Source organism: Streptomyces sp. NPDC051020, from assembly GCF_040683105.1.
Lineage (GTDB): Bacteria > Actinomycetota > Actinomycetes > Streptomycetales > Streptomycetaceae > Streptomyces.
Window position 1 is genome coordinate 1 of sequence record NZ_JBFBCG010000003.1, and the last position, 20,930, is coordinate 20,930.

Genomic DNA, 20,930 nt, shown 5'->3' on the forward strand with positions numbered 1-20,930 from the left:
TCTGCGCCTCGGGCAATGCCTGTCCAGGCAAGCATGGCCGACATCACCGAGGGGAAGCATGTGACCTGCGTCTAACAATTGCGCCCCGATGGAGCCCGCCGGGGTGCGCGGGGCTCCGCCGTGCGGACCCGGCCATGCGCAAGGTCCGTCCCATGCTGCATGCTGTGCCTTTACACGGCCTTCGGCATGGAGCTGCGCATGACTTCCACCTTTCCGTCCATCTCCATCAGCACGGATCGGTTGGTGCTGCGCCCCTTCGACATGTCCGACGTTCCCGCGTACGTCGAGATGATGAACGACGAACTCGTCACCGCCTGGACCGGGGCGCCCCACCCCTACACCCAGGTCGACGCCGAACGCTGGGTCCGCAGGATCGCTCCTGCACAGCGAACGGGCGGCGACGGCATCGTCTTCGCCGTCACCGAATTCCTCACCCAGCGCCTCGTCGGCTCGGTCCGGCTGCGTAACACCGACTGGCGCACCCTCGCCACCGAGGCCACCTACATCACGGCCCCCTGGGCCCGCGGCGAGGGATACGCCACCGAGTCCGTCCTCGCCGTCGCCCAGTGGATCTTCCGTGACCAGGGCTTCGAACGCATCGAACTGCGCACCGCCGCCGACAACACCGCCTCCCAGCAGGTCGCCCAGAAGCTCGGCTGCATCAGTGAGGGCGTGCTGCGCAACGCCGGGATAGCGCGCACTCAGACCGAGGACGGCGGCTGGACCGACATCAGGACCGACCTGATCGTCTGGGGCCTGCTCCCCGAGGACCTCGAAGGAGTCGCCGAGCAGTTGGCCGACGCGGGCGGCTACGGCACCTACAGCGACTGGAACTGACGCAGGGGACCGCACCGGTACGGACCGGTCGGGGACCGGATAGTCTCACCCTGCCCGCCCTCTTGTGGGCAGCCAACCTGTGACGACTCCTGGAGACTGACGACAGATGGCCGACCGGGTCACGGTGATCGGCTGGGACGGCTCGCCCCTGACTGCGGTGGCCACGGCCGCGCTCTCGGCTGCCACCCTCGTCGCGGGCGCCGCCCACCACCTCGCTCTCCCTGAAGTCCCGGCAGCAGCCGAACGGATCCGCCTCGGCTCCATCGACCTGGCCGCCCGCAGGATCGCCGGCCACCGCGGCACCGCCGTGGTCCTCGCCGACGGCGACCCCGGCTTCTTCGGGGTCGTACGCAACCTCCGCGCACCCGAACACGGCCTGGAAGTCGAAGTCGTTCCCGCCGTGTCGGCCGTGGCCACCGCGTTCGCCCGCGCCGGAATGCCCTGGGAGGACGCCCAGATCGTCGTCGCCCACCCCCGCACCCTGCGCCGCGCCGTCAACGTCTGCCGCGCCCACCACAAGGTCGCCGTCCTCACCTCGCCCGGCGCGGGACCCGCCGAACTCGCCCTGCTGCTCGACGGCGTCCACCGCACGTTCGTCATCTGCGAGGAACTCGGCACCGCACGCGAACAGGTCACCGTCCTCACCTCCGACAAGGCCGCCGACCACGTCTGGCGCGACCCGAACGTGGTGATCGTCATCGGCAGCGGACCCGAACAGCAGACCACCAGTGGCTGGATCTCCGGCCGCCACCCCCACGGCGTACGGGGCTGGGCGCTGCCCTCCGACGCCTACCCGGACAGCGCCACCGACCCCGAGGGCGAGTCCCCGGGGCTGCGCGCCGCCCAACTCGCCCGCCTCGGCCCGCGTGGGGGCGACCTCGTCTGGGACATCGGCTCCGGCAGCGGCGCCCTCTCTGTGGAGGCGGCGCGGTTCGGTGCGGCGGTCCTGGCGGTCGACAGCGACCCGGACGCCTGCGCCCGAACGGCCGCCGCTGCCCGCGCCTTCGGTGTGCAGCTCCAGGTTGTCCATGGCCGCGCACCCCATGTGCTGGAACGGCTGCCCGAGCCGGATGTCGTACGGATCGGGGGCGGCGGCGTCCCCGTCGTCACCGCCGTTGCCGACCGCCGGCCTGAGCGGATCGTCACCCACGCCTCGACCCGCGACGAGGCCGAAGCGCTCGGCGCCGCACTCACCGGGAACGGCTACACGGTCGAGTGCGCACTTCTCCAGGCCGTCGAACTCGACACGTCCGTATGGACGGAGCGCGAACGCTCGGTTGTGTTTCTGCTCTCGGCAATGCGATCGGACCTCGCCCCGTGACCCGGTCGGCGTACTGCGCGAGGTAGGCTGGCCGATCGTTGCACCGCACCTGGACGTTAGTCGGTTCGTTCGTCAATGTCCGGAAAAGGGGACCGTTTTGGGCCTCGTTGTGGTACGGCAAACCCCGGGGGACGCGCAACGTGGCGCAGCCCACAGCGAGCCGTGGCAGAACTGCCTGTCGCGGCGGCGAACGGCCGCGAGAATGATGTACGTCCGCGTCCGATTCGTGCCGCGCGGCGAGCCCGCTCGTTCTTCATGACGAGCACCGGCGTGCCGTATTCGGGCGTCCCGGGCGAAGGGCCGAAGGAGCACTGACGATGGGCGAGGGGTACGCATGAGTGACACCGGCCAGATCCCGGGCGAGGGACTGCCGGAGAGCGCAGGCATGGTGGAGCAACCGGGCATCCCCGCCCCGGGCGCGTACACCTTCCTCGACCCCTCCGAGCATGTGCCCGAGGACGACGACCTTCTGCTGATGCCGAGCCCGCAGGGCGCCTGGAGCGACCAGCAAGTGGCCCCGGTCCCCGGTCAGCCGACGGACGGCGGTGCCGGGCAGGCGCAGGCACCCGTGGCCGAGCAGGCTGCCTACCCGGCGCAGCCGCAGGGCCGGCCCGCCATGCAGGCCGCGCAGGCCCAGGGACCCGTGCAGATCCAGGCGCCGGACCCGGCGGTGTACGCCGTGCAGCAGGCGGTGACCGGAGCGATGACCGAGACCGGACAGGGCACGCACGAGTCCGGCGGCCGCGACTCGGGTGCCGTCGACCTCAATGGCGTACGTATGCCGGCCCAGGCCCCCGCTCCCGCACAGGCTGCGGTGGCCCAGGCCGCCGCCCCCGTACGCCGACCGCTGCACCGCGGCCCGGGCTCCGGCGAGTCGACCCCGTCGTACGGCGGGACGCCGACCGGCGGAGTGGTCCGTTCGCTCGCCGACCGAGGACCGGCGGGCGCGCCGCAGTCCCCGATGCCCGCACGGCAGGCGGGACCGCCCACCACCGGTCCCGAGTACTTCGACCAGCCGGGCACCGAAGCGGCTGTGGTGCCGGGCCCGCAGCTCGGCGAGATCCCGCCGCAGGGCGGGAGCCCGTGGGCGGCCCATGCGCCGGAGCAGGTCGCGGCGCCCGTGGCCGCGGAACCCGTCGCAGAAACGGTCGTTCCGGAGTTCGTCGAGCCCGCCCCGGTGGCCGAACCGGCTGCGGAGCCGGTCGCCGTGCCGGCTGCGGAGCCGGTCGCCGTGCCGGCTGCGGCCGAGGTTCCGTCCGCGGAGGCCGCCGCTGCGGTGGAGACACCGGTGGAAGCAGCGCCCGCAGGCCAGTTCGTGCCGGTGGACGGGTCGGTGCCGACCACCCCGCAACTGGCCCCGACGCCGGTCGCGGAGCCGGTCGTGGCATTCGAGCCCGCGCCCGAACCCCAGCCCGAGCATGTGGCGATCGCCGTCGAGCCCGCACCCGCCCCGGTCATCGAGACCACCGAGACCGTCCATCCGGTAGAGGCGGTCGAAGCACCGGCCCCCGAGCCGGTCGCGGCCGCCGAGCCGGTCGCCGTCCAGGAGCCGGTCGCGGCCCCCGAGCTGGTCGTCGCCCCTGAGCCTGCCCCCGCTCCGGAGGAGCCCGCCCCCGCACCCGTCCTCGTGGCCGAGGCGGCGCCCGAGACGGTGACGGCCCCCGAACCGGAGCCCGAAACCGGCCCCGAAGTCATCGAGACCCCGGACGTCACGGTCCCCGTGGCCGACGCGCCCCCCGTGGCCGACGCGCCCCCCGTGGCCGACGCGCCCCCCGTGGCCGACGCGGCCCCCGTGGCCGACGCGCCCCCCGTGGCCGACGCGGCCCCCGTGGTTGCCGCCGAGCCCGCAGAGGTCTCTGGGCACACGGAGCCGGCCGACTCGGAGCCCGTTGCGGACGAGCAGCCCGTCGAACCGGCCCAGGCCACCGCCACGGCAGAGCCCGAGGCCGCGGAGGCCGCGGTGGAGACCGAGGCTCCCGCCTCCGCACCCGCCCCCGGCTACGACGACGCCGAGCGCGAAGCCGTGCTCCGGGTGATGCGCGAACGCCGCGACATCCGTAACGGCTTCCGCAGCGACCCCATCCCGCACGAGGTCCTGCTCCGCGTCCTCGAAGCCGCGCACACGGCGCCCAGCGTCGGCCACTCGCAGCCCTGGGACTTCGTCGTCATCCGCTCGGCGGAGACCCGCCGCTCCATGCACGAACTGGCGCAGCGTCAGCGTGACGCCTACGCCAAGTCGCTGCCCAAGGGCCGGGCCAAGCAGTTCAAGGAACTGAAGATCGAGGCGATCCTCGAGACCCCGGTCAACATCGTCGTCACCGCCGATCCCACCCGCGGCGGCCGCCACACGCTCGGTCGGCACACCCAGCCGCAGATGGCCCCGTACTCCTCGGCGCTCGCCGTCGAGAACCTGTGGCTCGCCGCTCGCGCGGAGGGCCTCGGCGTCGGCTGGGTCAGCTTCTTCGACGAGCGGGAAATGGTCCGCGCCCTGGGCCTGCCCGAGCACCTCGAAGTCGTCGCGTACCTCTGTGTCGGTTACGTCGACGAGTTCCCCGAGGAGCCCGAACTGATGCAGGCGGGCTGGTCCAAGCGCCGCCCGCTGTCCTGGGTCGTCCACGAGGAGACGTACGGCCGCCGCGCCCTGCCCGGCGAGGAACCGCACGACCTGCTGCAGGAGACCATCTCCAACATCCGCCCGCTGGATGCCAAGGCGCTCGGCGAGGCGTGGGAACGCCAGAAGCGGATGACCAAGCCGGCCGGTGCGCTCGGCATGTTGGAGATCATCTCCGCACAGCTTTCGGGCCTCTCCCGGATGTGCCCGCCGCCCATCCCGGAGCCCGCGGCGGTCGCGATCTTCGCCGGGGACCACGGAGTGCACGCCCAGGGCGTCACTGCGTGGCCGCAGGAGGTCACCGGCCAGATGGTCGCGAACTTCCTCGGCGGCGGCGCGGTCTGCAACGCGTTCGCGTCCCAGGTCGGCGCCGAAGTGTGCGTGGTCGACGTCGGCGTCGCCACGGAGCTGCCCGCGACACCCGGCCTGCTGCCCCGCAAGGTGCGCGCCGGCACGGCCGACTTCACCACCGGCCCCGCCCTCACCCGCGAGGAGGTCCTCTCGGCCATCGAGGTCGGCATCGAGACCGCCCGCGACCTGGTCGCGGCGGGCAACAAGGGCCTGCTCACCGGTGAGATGGGCATCGCCAACACCACCGCGTCCGCGGCACTGATCTGCGTGTACACCGGCATGGACCCGGCCGAGGTGACCGGCCGCGGCACCGGCATCAACGACGAGATGCACGCCCGCAAGGTCGACGTGGTCCGCCGGGCCCTCGAACTCCACCAGCCCGACCCGGCCGACCCGATCGGTGTACTCGCCGCGGTCGGCGGCCTGGAGCACGCCGCAATGGCAGGCTTCCTGCTCGGCGGCGCCTCGCTCCGTACGCCCGTCATCCTGGACGGCGTCAGCGCGGGCGCCGCGGCCCTGGTCGCCCGGGCGATCGCCCCCGAGGCCCTCGCCGCATGCATCGCCGGCCACCGCAGCGCCGAGCCCGGCCACGTAGCCGCGCTCAACAAGCTTGGTCTGCGCCCGCTGGTCGACCTCGACCTCCGCCTCGGCGAAGGAACGGGCGCGCTGCTGGCGCTCCCGATCGTGCAGAGCGCGGCGCGGGCGATGCACGAGGTGGCGACGTTCGATTCGGCAGGCGTCACCGAGAAGTAGCGCTCGACCGTGCTCGGCCCGGCCGGCGTCCGAGACGCTCGGCCGGGCCGAGCCACGGTTTCGGGCAGGGGCGGGCAGGGGGCAGCTTCGCGCAGCGGCCCCCACCGGCCCGCCCCGCGCCCCGACGCACCCCGTATCGTGGACCCACGCCCCACAAAACCGCACGTCACAGCCGCTCCACCGCCGCAGCGGCCCGCACCGCGCATTGCACGAGGAGCCCGCACCGCCATGGCCGAGCACGCCGATCACCCCGCGTACCCCGTCGGACTGCGCCTGAGCGGGCGCCGCGTCGTCGTCGTCGGCGGCGGCCAGGTCGCGCAGCGCCGCCTCCCCGCGCTCATCGCGGCGGGTGCCGACATCACCCTCGTATCGCCGTCCGCGACTGCGTCGGTCGAGGCGATGGCCGACGCCGGTGAGATCCGCTGGGAGCGCCGCCGGTACGAGGAGGGGGACCTGACCGACACCTGGTACGCGCTCATCGCCTCCGACGACGCCGCCGCGAACGACGCCGCGTCCGCCGAGGCCGAGCGCACCCGCACCTGGTGCGTGCGCAGCGACAACGCCGACGTGGCCACCGCCTGGACCCCGGCCACCGGTCGCAGCGAGGGCGTGACCGTCGCCGTCCTCTCCACCGACGCCCAGGGCCGCGACCCGCGCCACTCCGCCGCCGTCCGCGACGCCATCGTCGAGGGCCTGCGCGACGGCACACTCGCCACCGCGCACCACCGCACCCGCCCCGCCCCCGGTGTCTCCCTGGTCGGCGGCGGCCCCGGCGATCCCGACCTGATCACCGTGCGCGGCCGTCGCCTCCTCGCCGAGGCCGATGTCGTCATCGCCGACCGGCTCGGCCCGCGCGACCTGCTCGACGAACTGCCGCCGCACGTCGAGGTGATCGACGCGGCGAAGATCCCGTACGGCCGTTTCATGGCGCAGGAGGCGATCAACCAGGCGCTCATCGAGCACGCCAAGGCGGGCAAGGCCGTCGTCCGGCTCAAGGGCGGCGACCCGTTCGTCTTCGGCCGAGGCATGGAGGAGGCGCAGGCGCTCGCCGCCGAGGGCATCCCGTGCACCGTCGTCCCCGGCATCTCCAGCTCGATCTCCGTACCCGGCGCGGCCGGAATCCCCGTCACCCACCGTGGGGTGGCACACGAGTTCACCGTTGTCAGCGGTCATGTCGCCCCCGACGACGAGCGTTCGCTGGTCGACTGGGCAGCGCTCGCGCAGCTGCGCGGCACTCTCGTGCTGCTGATGGCCGTCGACAAGATCGGCGCCATCGCGAAGGCCCTCATCGCCCACGGCAAGTCCCCGGAAACCCCGGTCGCCCTGGTCCAGGAGGGCACCACGGCATCCCAGCGCCGCGTCGACGCGACCCTCGCGACCGTCGGTGAGCGGGCCGTCGCCGAAGAGGTGCGGCCCCCGGCCGTGATCGTCATCGGCGATGTCGTCGCGGTCGGTACGGACTCCGCCCCGCACCCCGCCGAGTAACCAGCGGTAACGGATCTTTTTCCCAGCCGTTGGCACCACACACCGGACAAGGCAGTATCAAGCTGTGGCAGATTTCATCGCCGTCGACGACCCCGACGACCCTCGCCTGCGCGACTACACGGGCCTGACCGACGTCGAACTCCGACGCAGGCGGGAGCCGGCCGAAGGACTCTTCATCGCCGAGGGCGAGAAGGTGATCAGACGCGCCCGGCACGCGGGGTACGAGATGCGCTCGATGCTGCTCTCCGCGAAGTGGGTCGATGTGATGCGCGATGTCATCGACGAGGTTCCGGCCCCGGTGTACGCGGTCAGCCCGGAACTCGCCGAACGCGTCACCGGCTACCACGTGCACCGCGGCGCACTCGCCTCCATGCAGCGCAAGCCGCTGCCGACGGCCGAGGAGCTGCTGGTGACGACCCGCCCCGTCGTCATGGAGGCGGTCAACGACCACACCACCGTCGGAGCGGTGTTGCCTTTGGGTCGACAAGAACGGGCAGCTCGGCGCATCGCCGTGTTCGAGGACATGGTTGATCATGCCAACCTGGGGGCCGCGTTCAGGAACGCCGCTGCCCTGGGCGTCGACGCGGTCCTCCTGACCCCGCGCTGCGCAGATCCTCTGTACCGGAGGTCCGTGAAGGTCTCGATGGGGGCCGTTTTCCAGGTGCCGTGGACTCGCCTGGAGGCCTGGCCGAAGGGCGTCGAGGTCTTGCGTTCCGCGGGTTTCATGGTCGCCGCACTCTGCTTGAGCGGCCGAGCGATCACCCTCGACGAACTCGCCGCGCGGAACGACGAGAAGCTCGCCCTGGTCTTCGGCACGGAAGGCGCCGGCCTCACCCCCGGGACCCTGGCCGCAGTCGACGAGCACGTCCGCATCCCGATGGACGCCGGTGTGGACTCCCTCAACGTGGCAGCCGCCTCGGCCGTGGCCTTCTACGCCACCCGACCGCGAACTGCGTGAACCCGGCGTACTGCCGTTCGGCCGCATCGATCGCCAGAACGTAGACCCGCGGGCCGCCGCGGTCGCGTTCTACGCGGTGGCGACGGGTCGCCCGCAGGACTGACCGCCCGCCGTCTCCTGACATGGATCGTCGGGCCGCAGCGGCTGGTGCAGCCCGTGCCACCCAGGGGTGTCCTGGGCGCCCAGTCCGCGGGCCGGCCCCTGGCAGCCCTGCGCCGCCGCGATGCCGAGCGCCACGAGCAGCGTCACCACGACGAACACGACGAGCCGCTGCCGCAGCAGCCGCGGATTGGCGGGACGCCGGCCCGTCGAGGTCGTGCGGGCGCCGGGCCGCGTGCCCGGCCGGCCGTTCGTCCCGTTCGTGCCCTGCGGGCGCTTGCCGGAGCGCGTCGTCATGCGCGGCGGCTGCTGCTGAGGGCGCGAACCGCCGGTGCGGGACGACGAACCACGCGAAGACGCCGGCGCCTGCCGGCTCTGCGGACGGGGCGGTGGCGGGCCCGCCGCACGCCGGGTCTGCTGTTCGGTGTACGGGCCGTCGAGCCGGCCGGTCGGCCGGTCCAGCTCCTGCGCCGAGCGCTGGGCGGGCGGCCGGCTCTCGTGCACGCCCTGCGCCTCACGGGCCGCGATCTCCTTGAGGCGCATGGAGAGTTGAAGCGTGCTCGGCCGCTCCTCCGGATCCTTCGCCAGACAGGCACTCACCAGTGGCGCCAGCGCGTCGTGCACGTCGTACAACTGCGGTTCCTCGTGCACCACGCGGTAGAGCATCACCTCGGAACTGCCGTGCCCGAAAGGCGAGTCGGCCGTCGCCGCGTACGCCAGCGTGGCACCGAGCGAGAAGACGTCCGTCGCGGGCGTCACCGCCGCGCCCCGCACCTGCTCCGGCGCGAGGAATCCCGGCGAGCCCACCGCCGTGCCGACATGCGTGAGCGTGCTCGCTCCGGTCGCCCAGGCGATCCCGAAGTCGATGATCCGGGGGCCCTTGGGGGAGAGGAGGATGTTCGACGGCTTCAGGTCGCGATGGACGACACCCGCCTCGTGCACCGCCACGAGCCCCTCGGAGAGCGCCGCCCCGATCGACGCCACCTCGGCCGCCGACAGCGGACCTTCCTCGGCCACCTTGTCGTGCAGCGAGGGCCCGGGGACGTACTGTGTCGCGAACCACGGGCGGTCCGCCTCCAGATCGGCGGCCACCAGACGCGCCGTACAGCCGCCGCGGATCCGCCGCGCCGCCGACACCTCACGCGCGAAACGCGAACGGAACTCCTGGTCCTCGGCGAGATCCGGGCGGATCACCTTGAGCGCCACCCGCTGACCGCGCCGGTCCGAACCGAGATAGACGACACCCATGCCGCCCGCCCCGAGTCGCCGGTGCAGCCTGAACGAGCCGACGACACGCGGGTCCTCGCGCCGGAGCCGCATCATCGCCATCGTCTGCCCATCCCCGCTGCCTGGTCCGCCTGACGTGGCACAGCTTACGTACCCGTGGCCCGGCGCGCTCAGAGGCCGCGCCCTCGCCCGCCGATCGATTGTCAGTGCCGGGTGGGAAACTTGAGAAGTGGTCAGGGAGCCGCGGATCCACGCTCCCTGGCCCGTGCGAGATCTCAAAGGTCCGTCGCAGAAGGGGGATTGGATCAGTGAAGGGCGATCGTGTGGAGATAGTCGTGGACGCGGGAGACACGACGCGTACGTACGAGGTGGTGGCCACCAGAGCAGGCCGCCGGGTGGAGACAGCTGTCCGCCGAGGGGTGGTCGAAGTGAGTGAAGTCACTCGCAGCGGCACTGCCGTCCGTACCGCCCGCTTCATGGCGACCAGGGTGCTCGCCCTGGTCGAACAACCGGTCCCGAGGCAGGACGCATCCGAGCGTCCCCTCCGGGATGACCCCAAGGCGTAGCGCAGGATCTCCACCCAGGGGAGTACGCCGACCACCCACGGCTCATCCTCCGGGAGGCCCGGCATTCGGTACGCGGGCATGACGACCCACCCTCCTCGCGTCCCTAGTGTTGAACTCAAGCGGCGGGCGTTGCACTCGTCCCCCGAGGTAAAACGCCCGCCGCTCCAACAATCAGGTCAGGAGAGGAACCATGGCGGACACGGCGACGCGGACGATGATCCGCACGCAGGGACGCAGGGCTCATGCCGCGTTCGGCGGCCGCCCGTCGTCCGGTACGCGCCACCCGCTGGTGGCGACGGCCATGGTTCTTCCTCTGGCGGCCCTGCTCGTAGTCGTCTTCGGCGGCTGGGACGCGGTGGTCACACAGGCGTCGTCCGTGGGCGTGATGCTGGGGCGCTGAGCGGCGCCCCGGGTTCGGAAGAGCGGTCCGGACCGGGACATCCGGCCAACAACCCCGTGGGGACGGGGGTGCGGCGGACGGCAGCGTTTGTCCGGTCAGCTGGGGAGCTGACCGGACATCGCGCTGTCCGGGGGCAATGGGCGGCGGCGCACCACACCGCCGCCACGCGGCTGCCACGGCTTGCGCGGCAGCGCGTACGCTCGTCCGGGTGCCCGGGGCCGACCGGGCCGCACCTGTTGCCACCGGGGGAGACCGTGACCACCGCAGTTGTCCGCGCGCTGGGCGCCCTCGCCCATGACACGGTTCACCCGCACGGGCGCACCGAGGCCCCTTGTCCTTCCTGCCCGGCACCGGCGGTGCTCGCGGACCGCGCCGACGGTACGGTCGTCCGCTCCGGCTCCGTGGTCGCGAAGGCCCACGCCCCGGACACCGACACCGCCGCCCTGGCCGCCCGTACGGCCCTGGCCTCGGCCCCCGCTCTCAGCGGCATCCTCCTGCCACCGGTACCCCAGCCTGCTGTTCCCATGGTCGACGGCCGTCCGGTGACCCTGTGGCCTCACGGCGAACCGGTCGACCCCGCGGACCCCGACACCGCACCCTGGGAAGAGTCCGGTGTCCTCCTGGCCCGGCTCCACCGCACCGCGCCCCCGCCCGCCCTGCCTCCCATGCGCGGACCCGCAAAAGCCGCTCTCGCCGTGGCCCGGATGTGCGCCGCCCGGCCCGGTGACCTGGCAACCGCCCCCGTACGCGAAGCATGGCGGCGCCTGCCCGCCTGGGCCCGCGACGAAGCCCCCGCACCCGCGCACCGCTCGCACTTCATCTGCCACGGCGATCTCCACCTCGGCCAGCTCGTCCGCCACCCCGCGGCGCAGGGCCGCTGGCTGCTGATCGACGTCGACGACGTGGGGCTCGGTGACCCCGCGTGGGACCTCGCCCGCCCCGCCGCCTGGTACGCGGCAGGACTGCTGCCCCCCGAGGTCTGGCTGCGGTTCCTGGAGGCCTACCGGGCAGCGGGCGGGCCCGCCGTGCGGGCCGACGGCGATCCGTGGCCCGAACTCGACGTCCCGGCCCGCGCCCTGACGGTTCAGGCCGCGGCACTGGCGTTCGCCAAGTCCGCGGCGGAGGGGCGAAATCCGGATGAGGTGGAACAGACGATGATCGATGCCTGTGCCCGAATTGCGTCCATCCCCGTCGAGTTGGTGACCGAGCACTCGTCGTAGGGTGAACCGATCGTCTCCGGGCATGTATTCCGGCGACGGCGAACCGACGGCGAGGAGCTGAGCCGACCATGCAGTGTCCCAAGTGCCACGCACAGATGCAGACCTACAACCGCAATGGCATCCAGATCGAGCAGTGCAGCGGCTGCCGGGGGATATTCCTCGACTACGGCGAGCTGGAGACCCTGACCCGCATCGAGGCGCAGTGGACCCAGCCGGCCCCGCCCGCGCCGCCGGCCCCCCAGGCCTACCCCGCCGCGCCGGCCCCCGTCTGGGGCGCCCCGCAGCACCACGGCGGTCACTACCGGCACAAGAGCTTCGGCCGCATGCTCTTCTCTTCCTGACCCGGCCGACACCACGCCGCGGGCCCCGACGCACTGCGTCCGGGCCCGCGGCGCGTCCGGTGCGCGCCCTGTACGGTCGGGGCGCGCACGATGTGCGCCTCCCGCGGGAACGCATACCGCCGCCGACACCATCTCGCCGCGGTCTGGCTCCGGGGTGCCGTACCGTTCGCCTACGGCCTGTGCGGACCGACCCGCGAGGCCGCGCAGCCCTTCACCGGCTGACCCGGGCAGACTCGACCTGCACCGCAACCACGACAAAGCCCCGGTCGCCGAGACGACCGGGGCTTGCTGGTGCGCGATACTGGGATTGAACCAGTGACCTCTTCCGTGTCAGGGAAGCGCTCTCCCGCTGAGCTAATCGCGCAGGGTGAACCTGCGTGTACTGCGTGCGCGATACTGGGATTGAACCAGTGACCTCTTCCGTGTCAGGGAAGCGCTCTCCCGCTGAGCTAATCGCGCGGGGTGATCCTTGCGGACCAGTGGACGATACTGGGATTGAACCAGTGACCTCTTCCGTGTCAGGGAAGCGCTCTCCCGCTGAGCTAATCGTCCTTGGAGGTGGAGACGGGATTTGAACCCGTGTAGACGGCTTTGCAGGCCGTTGCCTCGCCTCTCGGCCACTCCACCAGGAGTGCAGGGGTTCGGGAAAAGATCCCCCACTTCGAGCGGACGACGAGATTCGAACTCGCGACCCTCACCTTGGCAAGGTGATGCTCTACCAACTGAGCCACGTCCGCTTGTCGTTTCCGTTTCACTTGCGTGTCCCGGCGACGTGTTGAACTCTAGCGGATTCCTGGGCCAGTACAAAAACGCGTTTGTGCAGCGTGCTGAGGTGCGCTCGCCCCGGCGCAGGTCGGCACGCACCGTCCTAGACTCACCCACGTGCTCGACCTCGCTCCAATGGCCCGCTTCGGCGGCCTCGTCGCGTCCGATCTGCGGGACGTGACCAGTGACCCCTCAGCCCTCGACTCGTCCGGCTTCTGGGCGGTATGCGCCGATTTCGAGGGCCGTCTCGTCTGTGCCCGCTTCGGGACCGTCCGGACCGAACCGGTGCCCGCGCCCGTCCCCGGAGCCTGGCGCGGGCCCGGAGCCGGCGACTGGGTCTCGTCCCTGGACCGTGCCGCGTACACAGCGGGCGTACGCCGGATCCGCGAGCACATCGCGGCGGGCGAGGTCTACCAGGCCAACCTCTGCCGGGTGATGACCGCGGAGCTGCCGGACCCGGCCGCCGCCGACGTCGACGCCCTCACCGCGCTGCTCGCACGCGGCAACCCCGCCCCGTACGCAGGAACAATTCGGCTGCCCGCGCACGGCGTGGAGATCGCCACCGCGTCCCCTGAACTCTTCCTGAGCCGGGACGGACGGACCGTCGAGTCCGGACCGATCAAGGGCACCGGCCGCACCGAGGCGGATCTGCTGGAGAAGGACCACGCCGAGAACGTGATGATCGTCGACTTGGTCCGCAACGACCTGGGCCGGGTCTGCGCCACCGGATCGGTCACCGTCCCCGACCTCTGCGTGGTGGAGAAGCACCCGGGGCTCGTCCACCTCGTCTCCACCGTGCGCGGCCGCCTCGCCGACGGCGCCGGCTGGCCCGAGCTGCTCGCCGCCGCGTTCCCGCCCGGCTCCGTCACCGGTGCACCCAAATCCAGCGCGCTCCGCATCATCGAGTCCCTGGAGACCGCACCCCGGGGTCCGTACTGCGGCGGCATCGGCTGGGTCGACGCCGACCGGGCCACCGCCGGTCTCGCCGTCGGCATACGGACTTTCTGGATCGACCGGACCGGAGTGGCCCCGGTCCTCAGGTTCGGCACCGGCGCCGGGATCACCTGGGGCTCAGATCCGGAGCGCGAATGGGACGAGACCGAGCTCAAGGCTGCCCGGCTGCTCGCTGTAGCGTCGGGCGTCCACCAAGAAACTGGAAGGACCACATGATGTGGATGTGGGTCAACGGCGAACTGCGTGACGCCGCCGACGCCCGGGTGTCCGTGCTCGACCACGGACTGACCGTCGGGGACGGGATCTTCGAGACCGTGAGGACCACCGGGGGCCGCCCCTTCGCCCTCACCCGGCACCTCGACCGGCTGACCCGTTCGGCCCGCGGTCTCGGGTTGCCCGACCCCGACCTCGACGAGGTGCGCCGGGCCTGCGCCGCCGTCATCGAGGCCAACCCGATGGAACTCGGCCGACTCCGCATCACGTACACCGGCGGCCTCTCTCCGCTCGGCTCCGACCGCGGAAACGACGGGCCGAGCCTGGTCGTGGCGCTCGGGGAGGTCAAGCGCCGCCCCGACACCACCGCCGTGATCACCGTCCCGTGGACCCGCAACGAACGCGGCGCACTGGCCGGGCTCAAGACCACTTCGTACGCGGAGAACGTCGTCGCCCTCGCCCGCGCCCATGAGCAGGGCGCATCCGAGGCGCTCTTCGCCAACACCGTCGGACAGCTCTGCGAAGGCACCGGGTCGAATGTCTTCGTCGTCCTCGACGGACAGCTCCACACCCCGCCGGTCACCTCCGGCTGCCTCGCCGGGATCACCCGCGCTCTGGCCGTCGAATGGTCCGGGGCGCTGGAGACCGAGCTGCCCCTGGACGTCCTGGAGCACGCCGAGGAGATCTTCCTGACCTCCACCCTCCGAGACGTCCAGGCCGTCAACCGGGTCGACGGCCGCGAGCTGCCCGGCGGACCCGGGCCGGTGACGGCCAAGGCCATGCGGGTCTTCGAGGAGCGCGCCGGGAACGACCTCGACCCGTGAACCGGGTCCATGACCCGGCCCGGGCCGTAGAACGGTCCCGAGCCGCGGACACCGTTCCGGGCCGTGGAACGGAACAGGTCCGCAAAACCGGGTGACGGGCGGCGGCGCAGCGGATAGAACACCGGTGATGACCACGACCCTCCGGCCGACCGGGCCGATCCAGCAAGGCGCCGACGGCGCGAGGACGCGCGCGTACGACGTGTGCGACAACGGGCGGCCCGTCGGGGCCGTCGAGATCGGTACCGAGCCCGGGTCCGGAGGGACGACAGGGACCATCCGCGGCCTGCGGATCGACGAACCGAACCGCAGGCGCGGCCGCGGCACCATTGCCGGGCTCGCCGCCGAGGAAGTGCTGCGCGGCTGGGGCTGTTCCCGGCTGACCGTGGAGGTCGAGCCGGACAACACGGCCGGACTGCGCCTGGCTGCTGCGCTCGGCTACACCGAGCGCAGCAGGAACATGGTCAAGGATCTGCCGCAGACCCCGCCCGTCCTGCCGGACGGGGTCACCGGGCGTCCGATGACCGAGGACGAGTTCGCGCAGTGGGAGAGCAGGGCCGTCGCCGGCTACGCGGAATCCCTTGTCGCGCGCGGCGTTCCGGCGGGCGACGCTCTGCGCCGAGCCGAGACCTCTCACCGGACACATCTGCCGGACGGTCTCGCCACGGAGGGCACGTACATCCGTGTCCTCGTCGACGGCGACGGCCGGACCGTGGGACACGTCTGGGTGGCGCGGTTCGAAATGCACCCGGGGGTGGTGGTCGGGTACGTCTTCGACGTCGAGGTGCTCGAAGAGTTCCGCGGCCGGGGGTACGGTCGCGCGCTGATGCTGGAGGCCGAACGCATCGCCCTGGCCGCCGGCGACGAACGGATGGGGCTGCACGTCCTCTCGGACAACACCCCGGCGGTCCGGCTGTACGAGTCGCTCGGCTACGAAGCGACTCGGCACAACCTCGTCAAGCCGTTGTGACGGGCGAGGGGCGACCCGGGTACGCCGTGGTCAGCCCTGTTCCGCGAGGAGCCGGTCGGTGATCTCCTCGATCCGCTCGCGCAGCCCGTCCTGACTCCTGCCGCCGTCCAGCCGCTCGCCGCCGATCACATAGGTTGGGGTGCCGGTCACACCGATGGCCTTCCCCTCCGCCTGGTCGGCGTCGACGATCAGCAGGTGCCGGCCGTCGATCAGAGCGGTGTCGAACTCCTCCGCATTCAGGTCGAGTTCACGTGCCACCTCGATCAGAAGCGGCTCACCGGTGCGGCCGAGCTCCTCGGTCCTGGCGAGCACGGCCTCGATGTACGGCCAGTCCTTGCCCTGCTCCGCAGCCTCCTCGGCGGCCTGGGCCGCGGCGTACGCCTGCTTGTGCTTCTCCAGCGGGAAATGGCGCAGGCGCACCTCGAGCCGGTCGCCGTACCGGGCCCGCAGGGCGTGTACGTCGGTGAGGGCCCGGTGGCAGTCGGGGCACTGGAGGTCGCACCAGACGTCGAGGACGACCGGGGCTGCAGGGGTGGATTCGTTCATGGAACCAGTCTCCCAGGGCCCACGCGCGCATCTCAATCGGCACCGGCACGGGACCCGCGCACCGCAGGCCCGGCTCGGCCTGGCATTCGGATCGGCACCTGGGGAGGATCCCGGCCCTGAAATGTCCCTGATGTGGTCGGGGATCATGGCCGGCGCCCCGGTGGGCGGTGCAGGATGGAAGGGACGTTTCCCCGTTGCGCCTGGAGGCCCTGATGCTTGCCGAGACCATTTGCTCCGCGGTGTCCGCGGCGGGCTTGGGCATTGCCGCCGTGACCGCGTACCGGAAGCGTTTCCTCGCCGCGACCCGGATTGCCGCCTACTCGCTGGTCCCGATCGGGCTGGTGCTGACCGGTGTCGTCGAGTGGGTTTCCAATATCGCCTTCAAGCCGAGCGTCTGGCTCGGCTTCGGGGTGCTCGGGGTGGCCTGGCTGCTCTTCATGATCACGCGTGCGGTCGAGCGCCGCGGCGTCGGCACCCGCAAGGAACGCAGGGCCGCCGCGCGGGCGGCGCAGTCCGATGCCGTCGCGCCCGCGGCGTCGGCACCGTCCCTGCGGGCCGGCGCACCGGCGGTCCAGCCACGGGAGAAGGCGAAGCCCGCACAGCGGGCCGCTGCGCAGGGCGATGACTTCAGTGACATCGAGGCCATCCTGAAGAAGCACGGAATCTGAAAGCGGAACGTCGGCAGCCATCGGCGATGAATCGATTCATGTCGGAATCTTGACGCTGCATAGGGATGGGGGTTGGTCACTGCTCGCCGGTGAGTGTGCAGGAGGTTGAGTTAGCTCGATCGTGTGATGGTTTGCCCGATGGGCTCGTCGAGATCCCCTCCGACCGGCTGGACGTGGCTGCGGGCCGCGACGCCGGGTTTGCTGCATGCCCGAAACGGAGACCAGGTGGCCCTGTTCGATCTGTCGCTGCATCAACTTCGCCACTGTGGCCCGGAGTCCAGTGAACCCGCCGACTTCGACGCCTTCTGGAAGCGCACCCTCAACGAGTCGGCCATATGCCCGATCGACCCCGAATTCCAGTCGTACGACTCCGCGTTGAGCGCCGCCGAGGTATACGACGTGACCTTCTCCGGCTGGGGCGGACACCGCATACGCGCCACGGTCTTCACCGCGTACAACCACTGAACGGGACCGAAGGAGATCGAGGTCTACCCACCGAACGGTCACGAGCGCGGCTCTTCGGTCCACCGGGCCGCCCAGCTGCGGATGCTGCGCGATCTCGGCTGACCCGGCCGGGGCGGGGGAGGCGCGGGCGAACCGGCCGTGAGCCCGAATATGTGACAGCGGACCGGACGCCGGAGCGAATCCATCCGGCCCCGACGGGAGTGAACTCCCGTCACAAAGAGGCGTGTTGATCGCCAACGGGGTCCGGTCTGCGTCATGATCGTCTCGAGATGGTGGAAACCTCCCCGGGCGATGCCCCCGCACCCCCTGCCGAAGAGCCGCGTGGCTGCCTCTTCGCGCTGTCCCAGCCCCCTTTGATGATCTTCCTCGCGGTGGTCGACGGCCTGCTGCTGATGGCCGCGTTGCACGATCTCTTCCTGCTGTGAGCGGGCGATGAATCGGGTGGCGAGCGGTCAGCCGGACGCTTCCTTGCGGCGTGCCCGGTACGCGGCGACATGCAGCCGATTACCGCAGGTGCGGCTGGAGCAGTACCTGCGGGAGCGGTTGCGGGACAGGTCCACGAACGCGTCCCGGCAGTCCGGTGCCTCGCAGCGCCGCAGTCGTTCCTGTTCGCCCGCCACCACGATGAAGGCGAGCGCCATGCCGCAGTCGGCCGCGAGGTGGTCGGCGATCGATGCGTCCGGCGCGAAGTAGTGCACATGCCACTCGTAGCCGTCGTGGTTGCTCAGCTGCGGCGTGGTGCCCGCTGAGGCCACGAGGCTGTTGACGAGACCGGCGGCGGTCTCGGCGTCCGGTGCCGCGAAGATCTCGGCGAACCGGCTCCGTACCTCGTGTACGGCCCGAAGATCCTTCTCGCCGAGTTCGGCCACGCCGCTGATGCGGTGGCGCCGGGCGAACAGGTAAAGCGCTTCGATGCCGGCGAGACCGTCGCTCGGTCCGCCCTCCGGCTGATCTGTCGCCGGTGCGGTGTTCACCAGCTCGACCACGATGTCGAGGGCGATCCGGGTGTCGTGGGGGATCAGCACGCTTTCGCTCCCTGGCCTCCGGCGGGCGGGCTCCCGCCGATGGCGGCTGACTCTACTGGCTCGGCGAGGGCGCACAGTGGCCCGAGAGAGCCCCTGGGGTCGGTAAGGAGCGCATACCGGCCGACCAGGGGCCAGCGGGGGCGCTCGGGGGCGCTGAGGGCGCACAGAGCCCGTCCAGCGCTGCGGGAGGGCCGGGGCGTGCGCCCGTCATGCCCCCGGTGGAACACGCGCCGACGCCGTCACCACAGTGGATTCCGTGATGACGGCGCTGGTGTCTGCCCTATGTGGTTGTCCGCGCGGCGCCGTCGCCCCGAGTCGGACGGCGCCGTGCAGCTCTCGACCTGGCTCAGCTCTCGGCCAGGATGTGTGAGAGCTCCGTATCGAGGTCGAAGTGACGATGCTCGGTGCCGGGTGGAACCGCGGCGTCGGTCCGCTTCAGGAACGACTCCAGGGCCCTGGCCGGGGCCTCGAGCAGGGCTTCGCCCTCTGGGGAGCTCAGCGCGATGCAGACGACGCCCTGGCCGTGACTACGGGATGGCCAGACGCGGACGTCTCCGGTGCCGGTGGGCCTGTGCAGCCCCTCGGCAAGGAGGTCGCGGGCGAATACCCATTCGACCGTCTCCTCCGCTCCGGTGTGGAAGGTGGCGTGCACGGCATACGGATCGGCCGTGTCATACCGCAGGCCCGCGGGTACAGGCAGTGATGACTCGCTCGACACAACGAGGCGCAGGTGCAGCTCGCAGCTGACCGTGGTGTTCATAAGCGCCAGGGCCTTTCGCTCAGTGTGCGCTCGGGGATTCGCACGTCGGCGAAATCGACATGCCACCTACGGTGGCGTTGTAAACCCCTCTGACCCTTTTGTGGTCCTTCAGGTCGCTCACGCGGCGGTGTGTAACTTTGGGTTATGCGGCCATTCCGGTGACAAAGGCCGTTCCGGTAGATTGGGCCCATGAATGCGGAGAGTGACGCGCGGGACGAGATCGACGGAGCGGCGGCCCCGGCGCCCTCCGCGGGGGGCGTGACGGGGAAAGTGGCGCCCGACGTCACCGAGGGTGTGGTCAAGGAGGAGCGGGCGTTCGGCTCCCGGGCGCCCGGGTTCGTCAAGGCGTCCAGGGCCCTGCACATGAGCTGGCAGGTCGGCGTCTTCGTGATCGGTCTCGCCGTGGTCGTGGGGGGCGTCATCATGCTGCCCCTGCCCGGGCCCGGCTGGCTGGTGATCTTCGGCGGCATGGCGATCTGGGCGACCGAGTTCGTCTGGGCGCAGCTGGTGCTGCACTGGACGCGCCGGAAGGTCACCGAGGCCGCCCAGAAGGCGCTCGATCCGAAGGTTCGGCGGCGGAACATCATCCTCACCGTGACTGGACTCGTGATCATCGCCGTGCTGGTCGGGATCTATGTCTGGAAGTTCGGAATCATGATGCCGTGGAAGATCCACGAGTGACCCGGGGGTGGTCGGAGAGCGCCGCTGACATGGGGTAATGTTTGCGGTGTGCCCGGGCGATTAGCTCAGTGGGAGAGCGCTTCGTTCACACCGAAGAGGTCACTGGTTCGAAACCAGTATCGCCCACCGGGACAGAGGGCCCGTGAGACTGCAGAGTCTCACGGGCCCTCTGCGTTTCCCGCACCGATCGGGCGCCCTCCCGCCTGTTTCCGCAGCGGTACGAGGCCGTCCGTACGCTGTCCTGTCGCCGACCCGCCCGTCGCGGATCCCTGCCGCGCGGCGCGAGGTTCAAGCGCTTCGGCGGATTCCATCCCAACTGTTGACGCTGCCTGCCCGAGGTGTGTCATGAGGACGTGGCGGAGTGCCCAGGGGCTCCGTGCGGTAGGCATCGGTGTGGCGGTTCCGGGGCCGATGGCCTCCGACTGTGGCGGGGGCGGCGGGGGCGGCGGGGGTGCCGGAGCTGGCGGAAAGGCCGAGATCCGCTACGCGTGGTGGGGCGGTCAGGAGCGGGCCGCGCCGATCAACAAGACGATCGCGCTGTTCGGGAAGGAGTATCCGAACATCAAGGTCAGGACGGACTTCCAGGACTACGGGACTTTCTGGAAGAAGTTCAACACCCAGGCCTCCGCGGGCAATGTCCCCGACGTCTTCCAGAACTCCGTCGCATTCCTGCGCACGTTCGACGACAAGCGGGTTCTGCTTGACCTCAATTCCCAGGTGAAGGCCGGAGATCTCAGCGTGGAGAACTTCCGGCCGGACTGGAGAAGGCGGGTGACGTCAACGGGAAACTGCACGGTGTCCCGGTCGGCGGCAACACCTTCGCCCGTGTCTGCCCCATGACGCCGCGCTGTACGGACCCGCCGCCATCGAGAACCTCGGACTGGTCGCCGGCC

At 71.3% G+C, this 20,930-nt stretch carries 21 protein-coding genes, 6 tRNA genes and 1 pseudogene; 19 read left to right on the forward strand and 9 right to left on the reverse strand.

The window, feature by feature from the left end; translation table 11 throughout:
• Window positions 1–159 precede the first annotated feature (159 nt).
• The 5 genes from AB0N06_RS02450 to AB0N06_RS02470 all read left to right on the forward strand — a co-directional run bounded on the left by AB0N06_RS02450 (window position 160) and on the right by AB0N06_RS02470 (window position 8,316).
• Window positions 160–837 carry a GNAT family N-acetyltransferase gene (locus tag AB0N06_RS02450; RefSeq protein WP_366132929.1) on the forward strand — a complete coding sequence of 226 codons (678 nt, stop codon included), beginning with the start codon at window positions 160–162 and terminating at the stop codon, window positions 835–837.
• Between the two features lie 106 nt (window positions 838–943).
• Window positions 944–2,158 carry a precorrin-6y C5,15-methyltransferase (decarboxylating) subunit CbiE gene (gene cbiE / locus AB0N06_RS02455; RefSeq protein WP_366132930.1) on the forward strand — a complete coding sequence of 405 codons (1,215 nt, stop codon included), beginning with the start codon at window positions 944–946 and terminating at the stop codon, window positions 2,156–2,158.
• Window positions 2,159–2,492: 334 nt separating this feature from the next.
• Window positions 2,493–5,873, forward strand: a complete 3,381-nt coding sequence (gene cobT, locus AB0N06_RS02460; RefSeq protein WP_366132931.1) for a nicotinate-nucleotide--dimethylbenzimidazole phosphoribosyltransferase — start codon at window positions 2,493–2,495, stop codon at window positions 5,871–5,873.
• Between the two features lie 228 nt (window positions 5,874–6,101).
• The gene (gene cobA / locus AB0N06_RS02465; RefSeq protein WP_366132932.1) at window positions 6,102–7,358 is read left to right on the forward strand and encodes a uroporphyrinogen-III C-methyltransferase; all 1,257 of its coding nucleotides are present in this window, start codon (window positions 6,102–6,104) and stop codon (window positions 7,356–7,358) included.
• A gap of 64 nt (window positions 7,359–7,422) precedes the next feature.
• Window positions 7,423–8,316, forward strand: a complete 894-nt coding sequence (locus tag AB0N06_RS02470; RefSeq protein ID WP_366132933.1) for an RNA methyltransferase — start codon at window positions 7,423–7,425, stop codon at window positions 8,314–8,316.
• 69 nt (window positions 8,317–8,385) lie between these two features.
• Here the strand turns inward: AB0N06_RS02470 and AB0N06_RS02475 are convergent, their stop codons facing one another.
• Window positions 8,386–9,744, reverse strand: a complete 1,359-nt coding sequence (locus tag AB0N06_RS02475; RefSeq protein WP_366132934.1) for a serine/threonine-protein kinase — start codon at window positions 9,742–9,744, stop codon at window positions 8,386–8,388.
• Window positions 9,745–9,950: 206 nt separating this feature from the next.
• On the opposite strand from AB0N06_RS02475, the gene AB0N06_RS02480 reads away from it, so the two are divergent.
• The 5 genes from AB0N06_RS02480 to AB0N06_RS02500 all read left to right on the forward strand — a co-directional run bounded on the left by AB0N06_RS02480 (window position 9,951) and on the right by AB0N06_RS02500 (window position 12,391).
• Window positions 9,951–10,208 (forward strand): hypothetical protein, encoded by a 258-nt coding sequence (locus tag AB0N06_RS02480; RefSeq protein ID WP_358862090.1) that lies wholly within the window; start codon window positions 9,951–9,953, stop codon window positions 10,206–10,208.
• 190 nt (window positions 10,209–10,398) lie between these two features.
• On the forward strand, window positions 10,399–10,608 hold the full coding sequence (locus tag AB0N06_RS02485) for a hypothetical protein (protein WP_366132935.1): 210 nt from the start codon (window positions 10,399–10,401) through the stop codon (window positions 10,606–10,608).
• Window positions 10,609–10,862: 254 nt separating this feature from the next.
• The gene (locus tag AB0N06_RS02490; protein ID WP_366132936.1) at window positions 10,863–11,828 is read left to right on the forward strand and encodes an aminoglycoside phosphotransferase family protein; all 966 of its coding nucleotides are present in this window, start codon (window positions 10,863–10,865) and stop codon (window positions 11,826–11,828) included.
• Between the two features lie 68 nt (window positions 11,829–11,896).
• Window positions 11,897–12,169 (forward strand): zf-TFIIB domain-containing protein, encoded by a 273-nt coding sequence (locus AB0N06_RS02495; RefSeq protein ID WP_366132937.1) that lies wholly within the window; start codon window positions 11,897–11,899, stop codon window positions 12,167–12,169.
• Window positions 12,170–12,259: 90 nt separating this feature from the next.
• Window positions 12,260–12,391: a hypothetical protein gene (locus tag AB0N06_RS02500; protein ID WP_366132938.1), complete on the forward strand. Its 132-nt coding sequence runs from the start codon at window positions 12,260–12,262 to the stop codon at window positions 12,389–12,391.
• Between the two features lie 67 nt (window positions 12,392–12,458).
• Here the strand turns inward: AB0N06_RS02500 and AB0N06_RS02505 are convergent.
• The 5 genes from AB0N06_RS02505 to AB0N06_RS02525 form a co-directional block, all read right to left on the reverse strand.
• Window positions 12,459–12,533 (reverse strand) — tRNA-Val (locus AB0N06_RS02505).
• Window positions 12,534–12,556: 23 nt separating this feature from the next.
• A tRNA-Val gene (locus AB0N06_RS02510) sits at window positions 12,557–12,628 on the reverse strand.
• Between the two features lie 21 nt (window positions 12,629–12,649).
• Window positions 12,650–12,721, reverse strand: a tRNA-Val gene (locus tag AB0N06_RS02515).
• Window position 12,722: 1 nt separating this feature from the next.
• Window positions 12,723–12,796, reverse strand: a tRNA-Cys gene (locus AB0N06_RS02520).
• A gap of 37 nt (window positions 12,797–12,833) precedes the next feature.
• Window positions 12,834–12,906: transfer RNA gene (locus tag AB0N06_RS02525), tRNA-Gly, on the reverse strand.
• Window positions 12,907–13,069: 163 nt separating this feature from the next.
• Between AB0N06_RS02525 and AB0N06_RS02530 the strand changes: the two genes are divergently transcribed.
• The 3 genes from AB0N06_RS02530 (at window position 13,070) to AB0N06_RS02540 (ending at window position 15,892) form a co-directional block, all read left to right on the forward strand.
• Window positions 13,070–14,104 carry a chorismate-binding protein gene (locus AB0N06_RS02530; RefSeq protein ID WP_366133063.1) on the forward strand — a complete coding sequence of 345 codons (1,035 nt, stop codon included), beginning with the start codon at window positions 13,070–13,072 and terminating at the stop codon, window positions 14,102–14,104.
• Complete coding sequence (locus tag AB0N06_RS02535) at window positions 14,104–14,925, forward strand: aminodeoxychorismate lyase (protein WP_366133064.1); 822 nt, start codon at window positions 14,104–14,106, stop codon at window positions 14,923–14,925. Before AB0N06_RS02530 ends, AB0N06_RS02535 begins: the two co-directional genes overlap by 1 nt.
• A gap of 127 nt (window positions 14,926–15,052) precedes the next feature.
• Complete coding sequence (locus tag AB0N06_RS02540; protein WP_366132939.1) at window positions 15,053–15,892, forward strand: GNAT family N-acetyltransferase; 840 nt, start codon at window positions 15,053–15,055, stop codon at window positions 15,890–15,892.
• Between the two features lie 30 nt (window positions 15,893–15,922).
• Here AB0N06_RS02540 and AB0N06_RS02545 read toward each other — a convergent pair whose 3' ends face one another.
• The gene (locus AB0N06_RS02545) at window positions 15,923–16,438 is read right to left on the reverse strand and encodes a DsbA family protein (RefSeq protein ID WP_366132940.1); all 516 of its coding nucleotides are present in this window, start codon (window positions 16,436–16,438) and stop codon (window positions 15,923–15,925) included.
• 212 nt (window positions 16,439–16,650) lie between these two features.
• On the opposite strand from AB0N06_RS02545, the gene AB0N06_RS02550 reads away from it, so the two are divergent.
• From AB0N06_RS02550 to AB0N06_RS02560, 3 genes are all read left to right on the forward strand, one after another.
• A complete protein-coding gene (locus AB0N06_RS02550) occupies window positions 16,651–17,106 on the forward strand; it encodes a hypothetical protein (RefSeq protein WP_366132941.1) in 456 nt (151 codons plus the stop codon).
• Between the two features lie 225 nt (window positions 17,107–17,331).
• Window positions 17,332–17,571 carry an acetylxylan esterase gene (locus AB0N06_RS02555; protein WP_366132942.1) on the forward strand — a complete coding sequence of 80 codons (240 nt, stop codon included), beginning with the start codon at window positions 17,332–17,334 and terminating at the stop codon, window positions 17,569–17,571.
• Window positions 17,572–17,840: 269 nt separating this feature from the next.
• Window positions 17,841–17,996, forward strand: a complete 156-nt coding sequence (locus AB0N06_RS02560) for a hypothetical protein (protein WP_366132943.1) — start codon at window positions 17,841–17,843, stop codon at window positions 17,994–17,996.
• 27 nt (window positions 17,997–18,023) lie between these two features.
• On the opposite strand, the gene AB0N06_RS02565 is transcribed toward AB0N06_RS02560, so the two are convergent.
• Window positions 18,024–18,596: a CGNR zinc finger domain-containing protein gene (locus AB0N06_RS02565; protein ID WP_366132944.1), complete on the reverse strand. Its 573-nt coding sequence runs from the start codon at window positions 18,594–18,596 to the stop codon at window positions 18,024–18,026.
• A gap of 346 nt (window positions 18,597–18,942) precedes the next feature.
• Window positions 18,943–19,356 (reverse strand): SsgA family sporulation/cell division regulator, encoded by a 414-nt coding sequence (locus AB0N06_RS02570; protein ID WP_003959770.1) that lies wholly within the window; start codon window positions 19,354–19,356, stop codon window positions 18,943–18,945.
• Window positions 19,357–19,545: 189 nt separating this feature from the next.
• Here AB0N06_RS02570 and AB0N06_RS02575 point away from each other — a divergent pair, with 189 nt between their 5' ends.
• The 3 genes and pseudogenes from AB0N06_RS02575 to AB0N06_RS02585 all read left to right on the forward strand — a co-directional run.
• The gene (locus AB0N06_RS02575) at window positions 19,546–20,037 is read left to right on the forward strand and encodes a TIGR02611 family protein (protein WP_366132945.1); all 492 of its coding nucleotides are present in this window, start codon (window positions 19,546–19,548) and stop codon (window positions 20,035–20,037) included.
• 54 nt (window positions 20,038–20,091) lie between these two features.
• A tRNA-Val gene (locus tag AB0N06_RS02580) sits at window positions 20,092–20,163 on the forward strand.
• A gap of 219 nt (window positions 20,164–20,382) precedes the next feature.
• Window positions 20,383–20,867: pseudogene (locus AB0N06_RS02585) on the forward strand (extracellular solute-binding protein); the annotation flags it as partial.
• Window positions 20,868–20,930: the final 63 nt, after the last annotated feature.

What these genes read in the sequence shown, in the direction of transcription:
- AB0N06_RS02450 (WP_366132929.1), top strand. Translation starts at nt 160, where the DNA reads ATGCTGTGCCTTTACACGGCCTTCGGCATGGAGCTGCGCATGACTTCC.
- cbiE (WP_366132930.1), top strand. Translation starts at nt 944, where the DNA reads ATGGCCGACCGGGTCACGGTGATCGGCTGGGACGGCTCGCCCCTGACT.
- cobT (WP_366132931.1), top strand. Translation starts at nt 2,493, where the DNA reads ATGAGTGACACCGGCCAGATCCCGGGCGAGGGACTGCCGGAGAGCGCA.
- cobA (WP_366132932.1), top strand. Translation starts at nt 6,102, where the DNA reads ATGGCCGAGCACGCCGATCACCCCGCGTACCCCGTCGGACTGCGCCTG.
- AB0N06_RS02475 (WP_366132934.1), bottom strand. Translation starts at nt 9,744, where the DNA reads ATGGCGATGATGCGGCTCCGGCGCGAGGACCCGCGTGTCGTCGGCTCG.
- AB0N06_RS02485 (WP_366132935.1), top strand. Translation starts at nt 10,399, where the DNA reads ATGGCGGACACGGCGACGCGGACGATGATCCGCACGCAGGGACGCAGG.
- AB0N06_RS02495 (WP_366132937.1), top strand. Translation starts at nt 11,897, where the DNA reads ATGCAGTGTCCCAAGTGCCACGCACAGATGCAGACCTACAACCGCAAT.
- AB0N06_RS02500 (WP_366132938.1), top strand. Translation starts at nt 12,260, where the DNA reads ATGTGCGCCTCCCGCGGGAACGCATACCGCCGCCGACACCATCTCGCC.
- AB0N06_RS02530 (WP_366133063.1), top strand. Translation starts at nt 13,070, where the DNA reads ATGGCCCGCTTCGGCGGCCTCGTCGCGTCCGATCTGCGGGACGTGACC.
- AB0N06_RS02535 (WP_366133064.1), top strand. Translation starts at nt 14,104, where the DNA reads ATGTGGATGTGGGTCAACGGCGAACTGCGTGACGCCGCCGACGCCCGG.
- AB0N06_RS02540 (WP_366132939.1), top strand. Translation starts at nt 15,053, where the DNA reads ATGACCACGACCCTCCGGCCGACCGGGCCGATCCAGCAAGGCGCCGAC.
- AB0N06_RS02545 (WP_366132940.1), bottom strand. Translation starts at nt 16,438, where the DNA reads ATGAACGAATCCACCCCTGCAGCCCCGGTCGTCCTCGACGTCTGGTGC.
- AB0N06_RS02550 (WP_366132941.1), top strand. Translation starts at nt 16,651, where the DNA reads ATGCTTGCCGAGACCATTTGCTCCGCGGTGTCCGCGGCGGGCTTGGGC.
- AB0N06_RS02560 (WP_366132943.1), top strand. Translation starts at nt 17,841, where the DNA reads ATGGTGGAAACCTCCCCGGGCGATGCCCCCGCACCCCCTGCCGAAGAG.
- AB0N06_RS02570 (WP_003959770.1), bottom strand. Translation starts at nt 19,356, where the DNA reads ATGAACACCACGGTCAGCTGCGAGCTGCACCTGCGCCTCGTTGTGTCG.
- AB0N06_RS02575 (WP_366132945.1), top strand. Translation starts at nt 19,546, where the DNA reads ATGAATGCGGAGAGTGACGCGCGGGACGAGATCGACGGAGCGGCGGCC.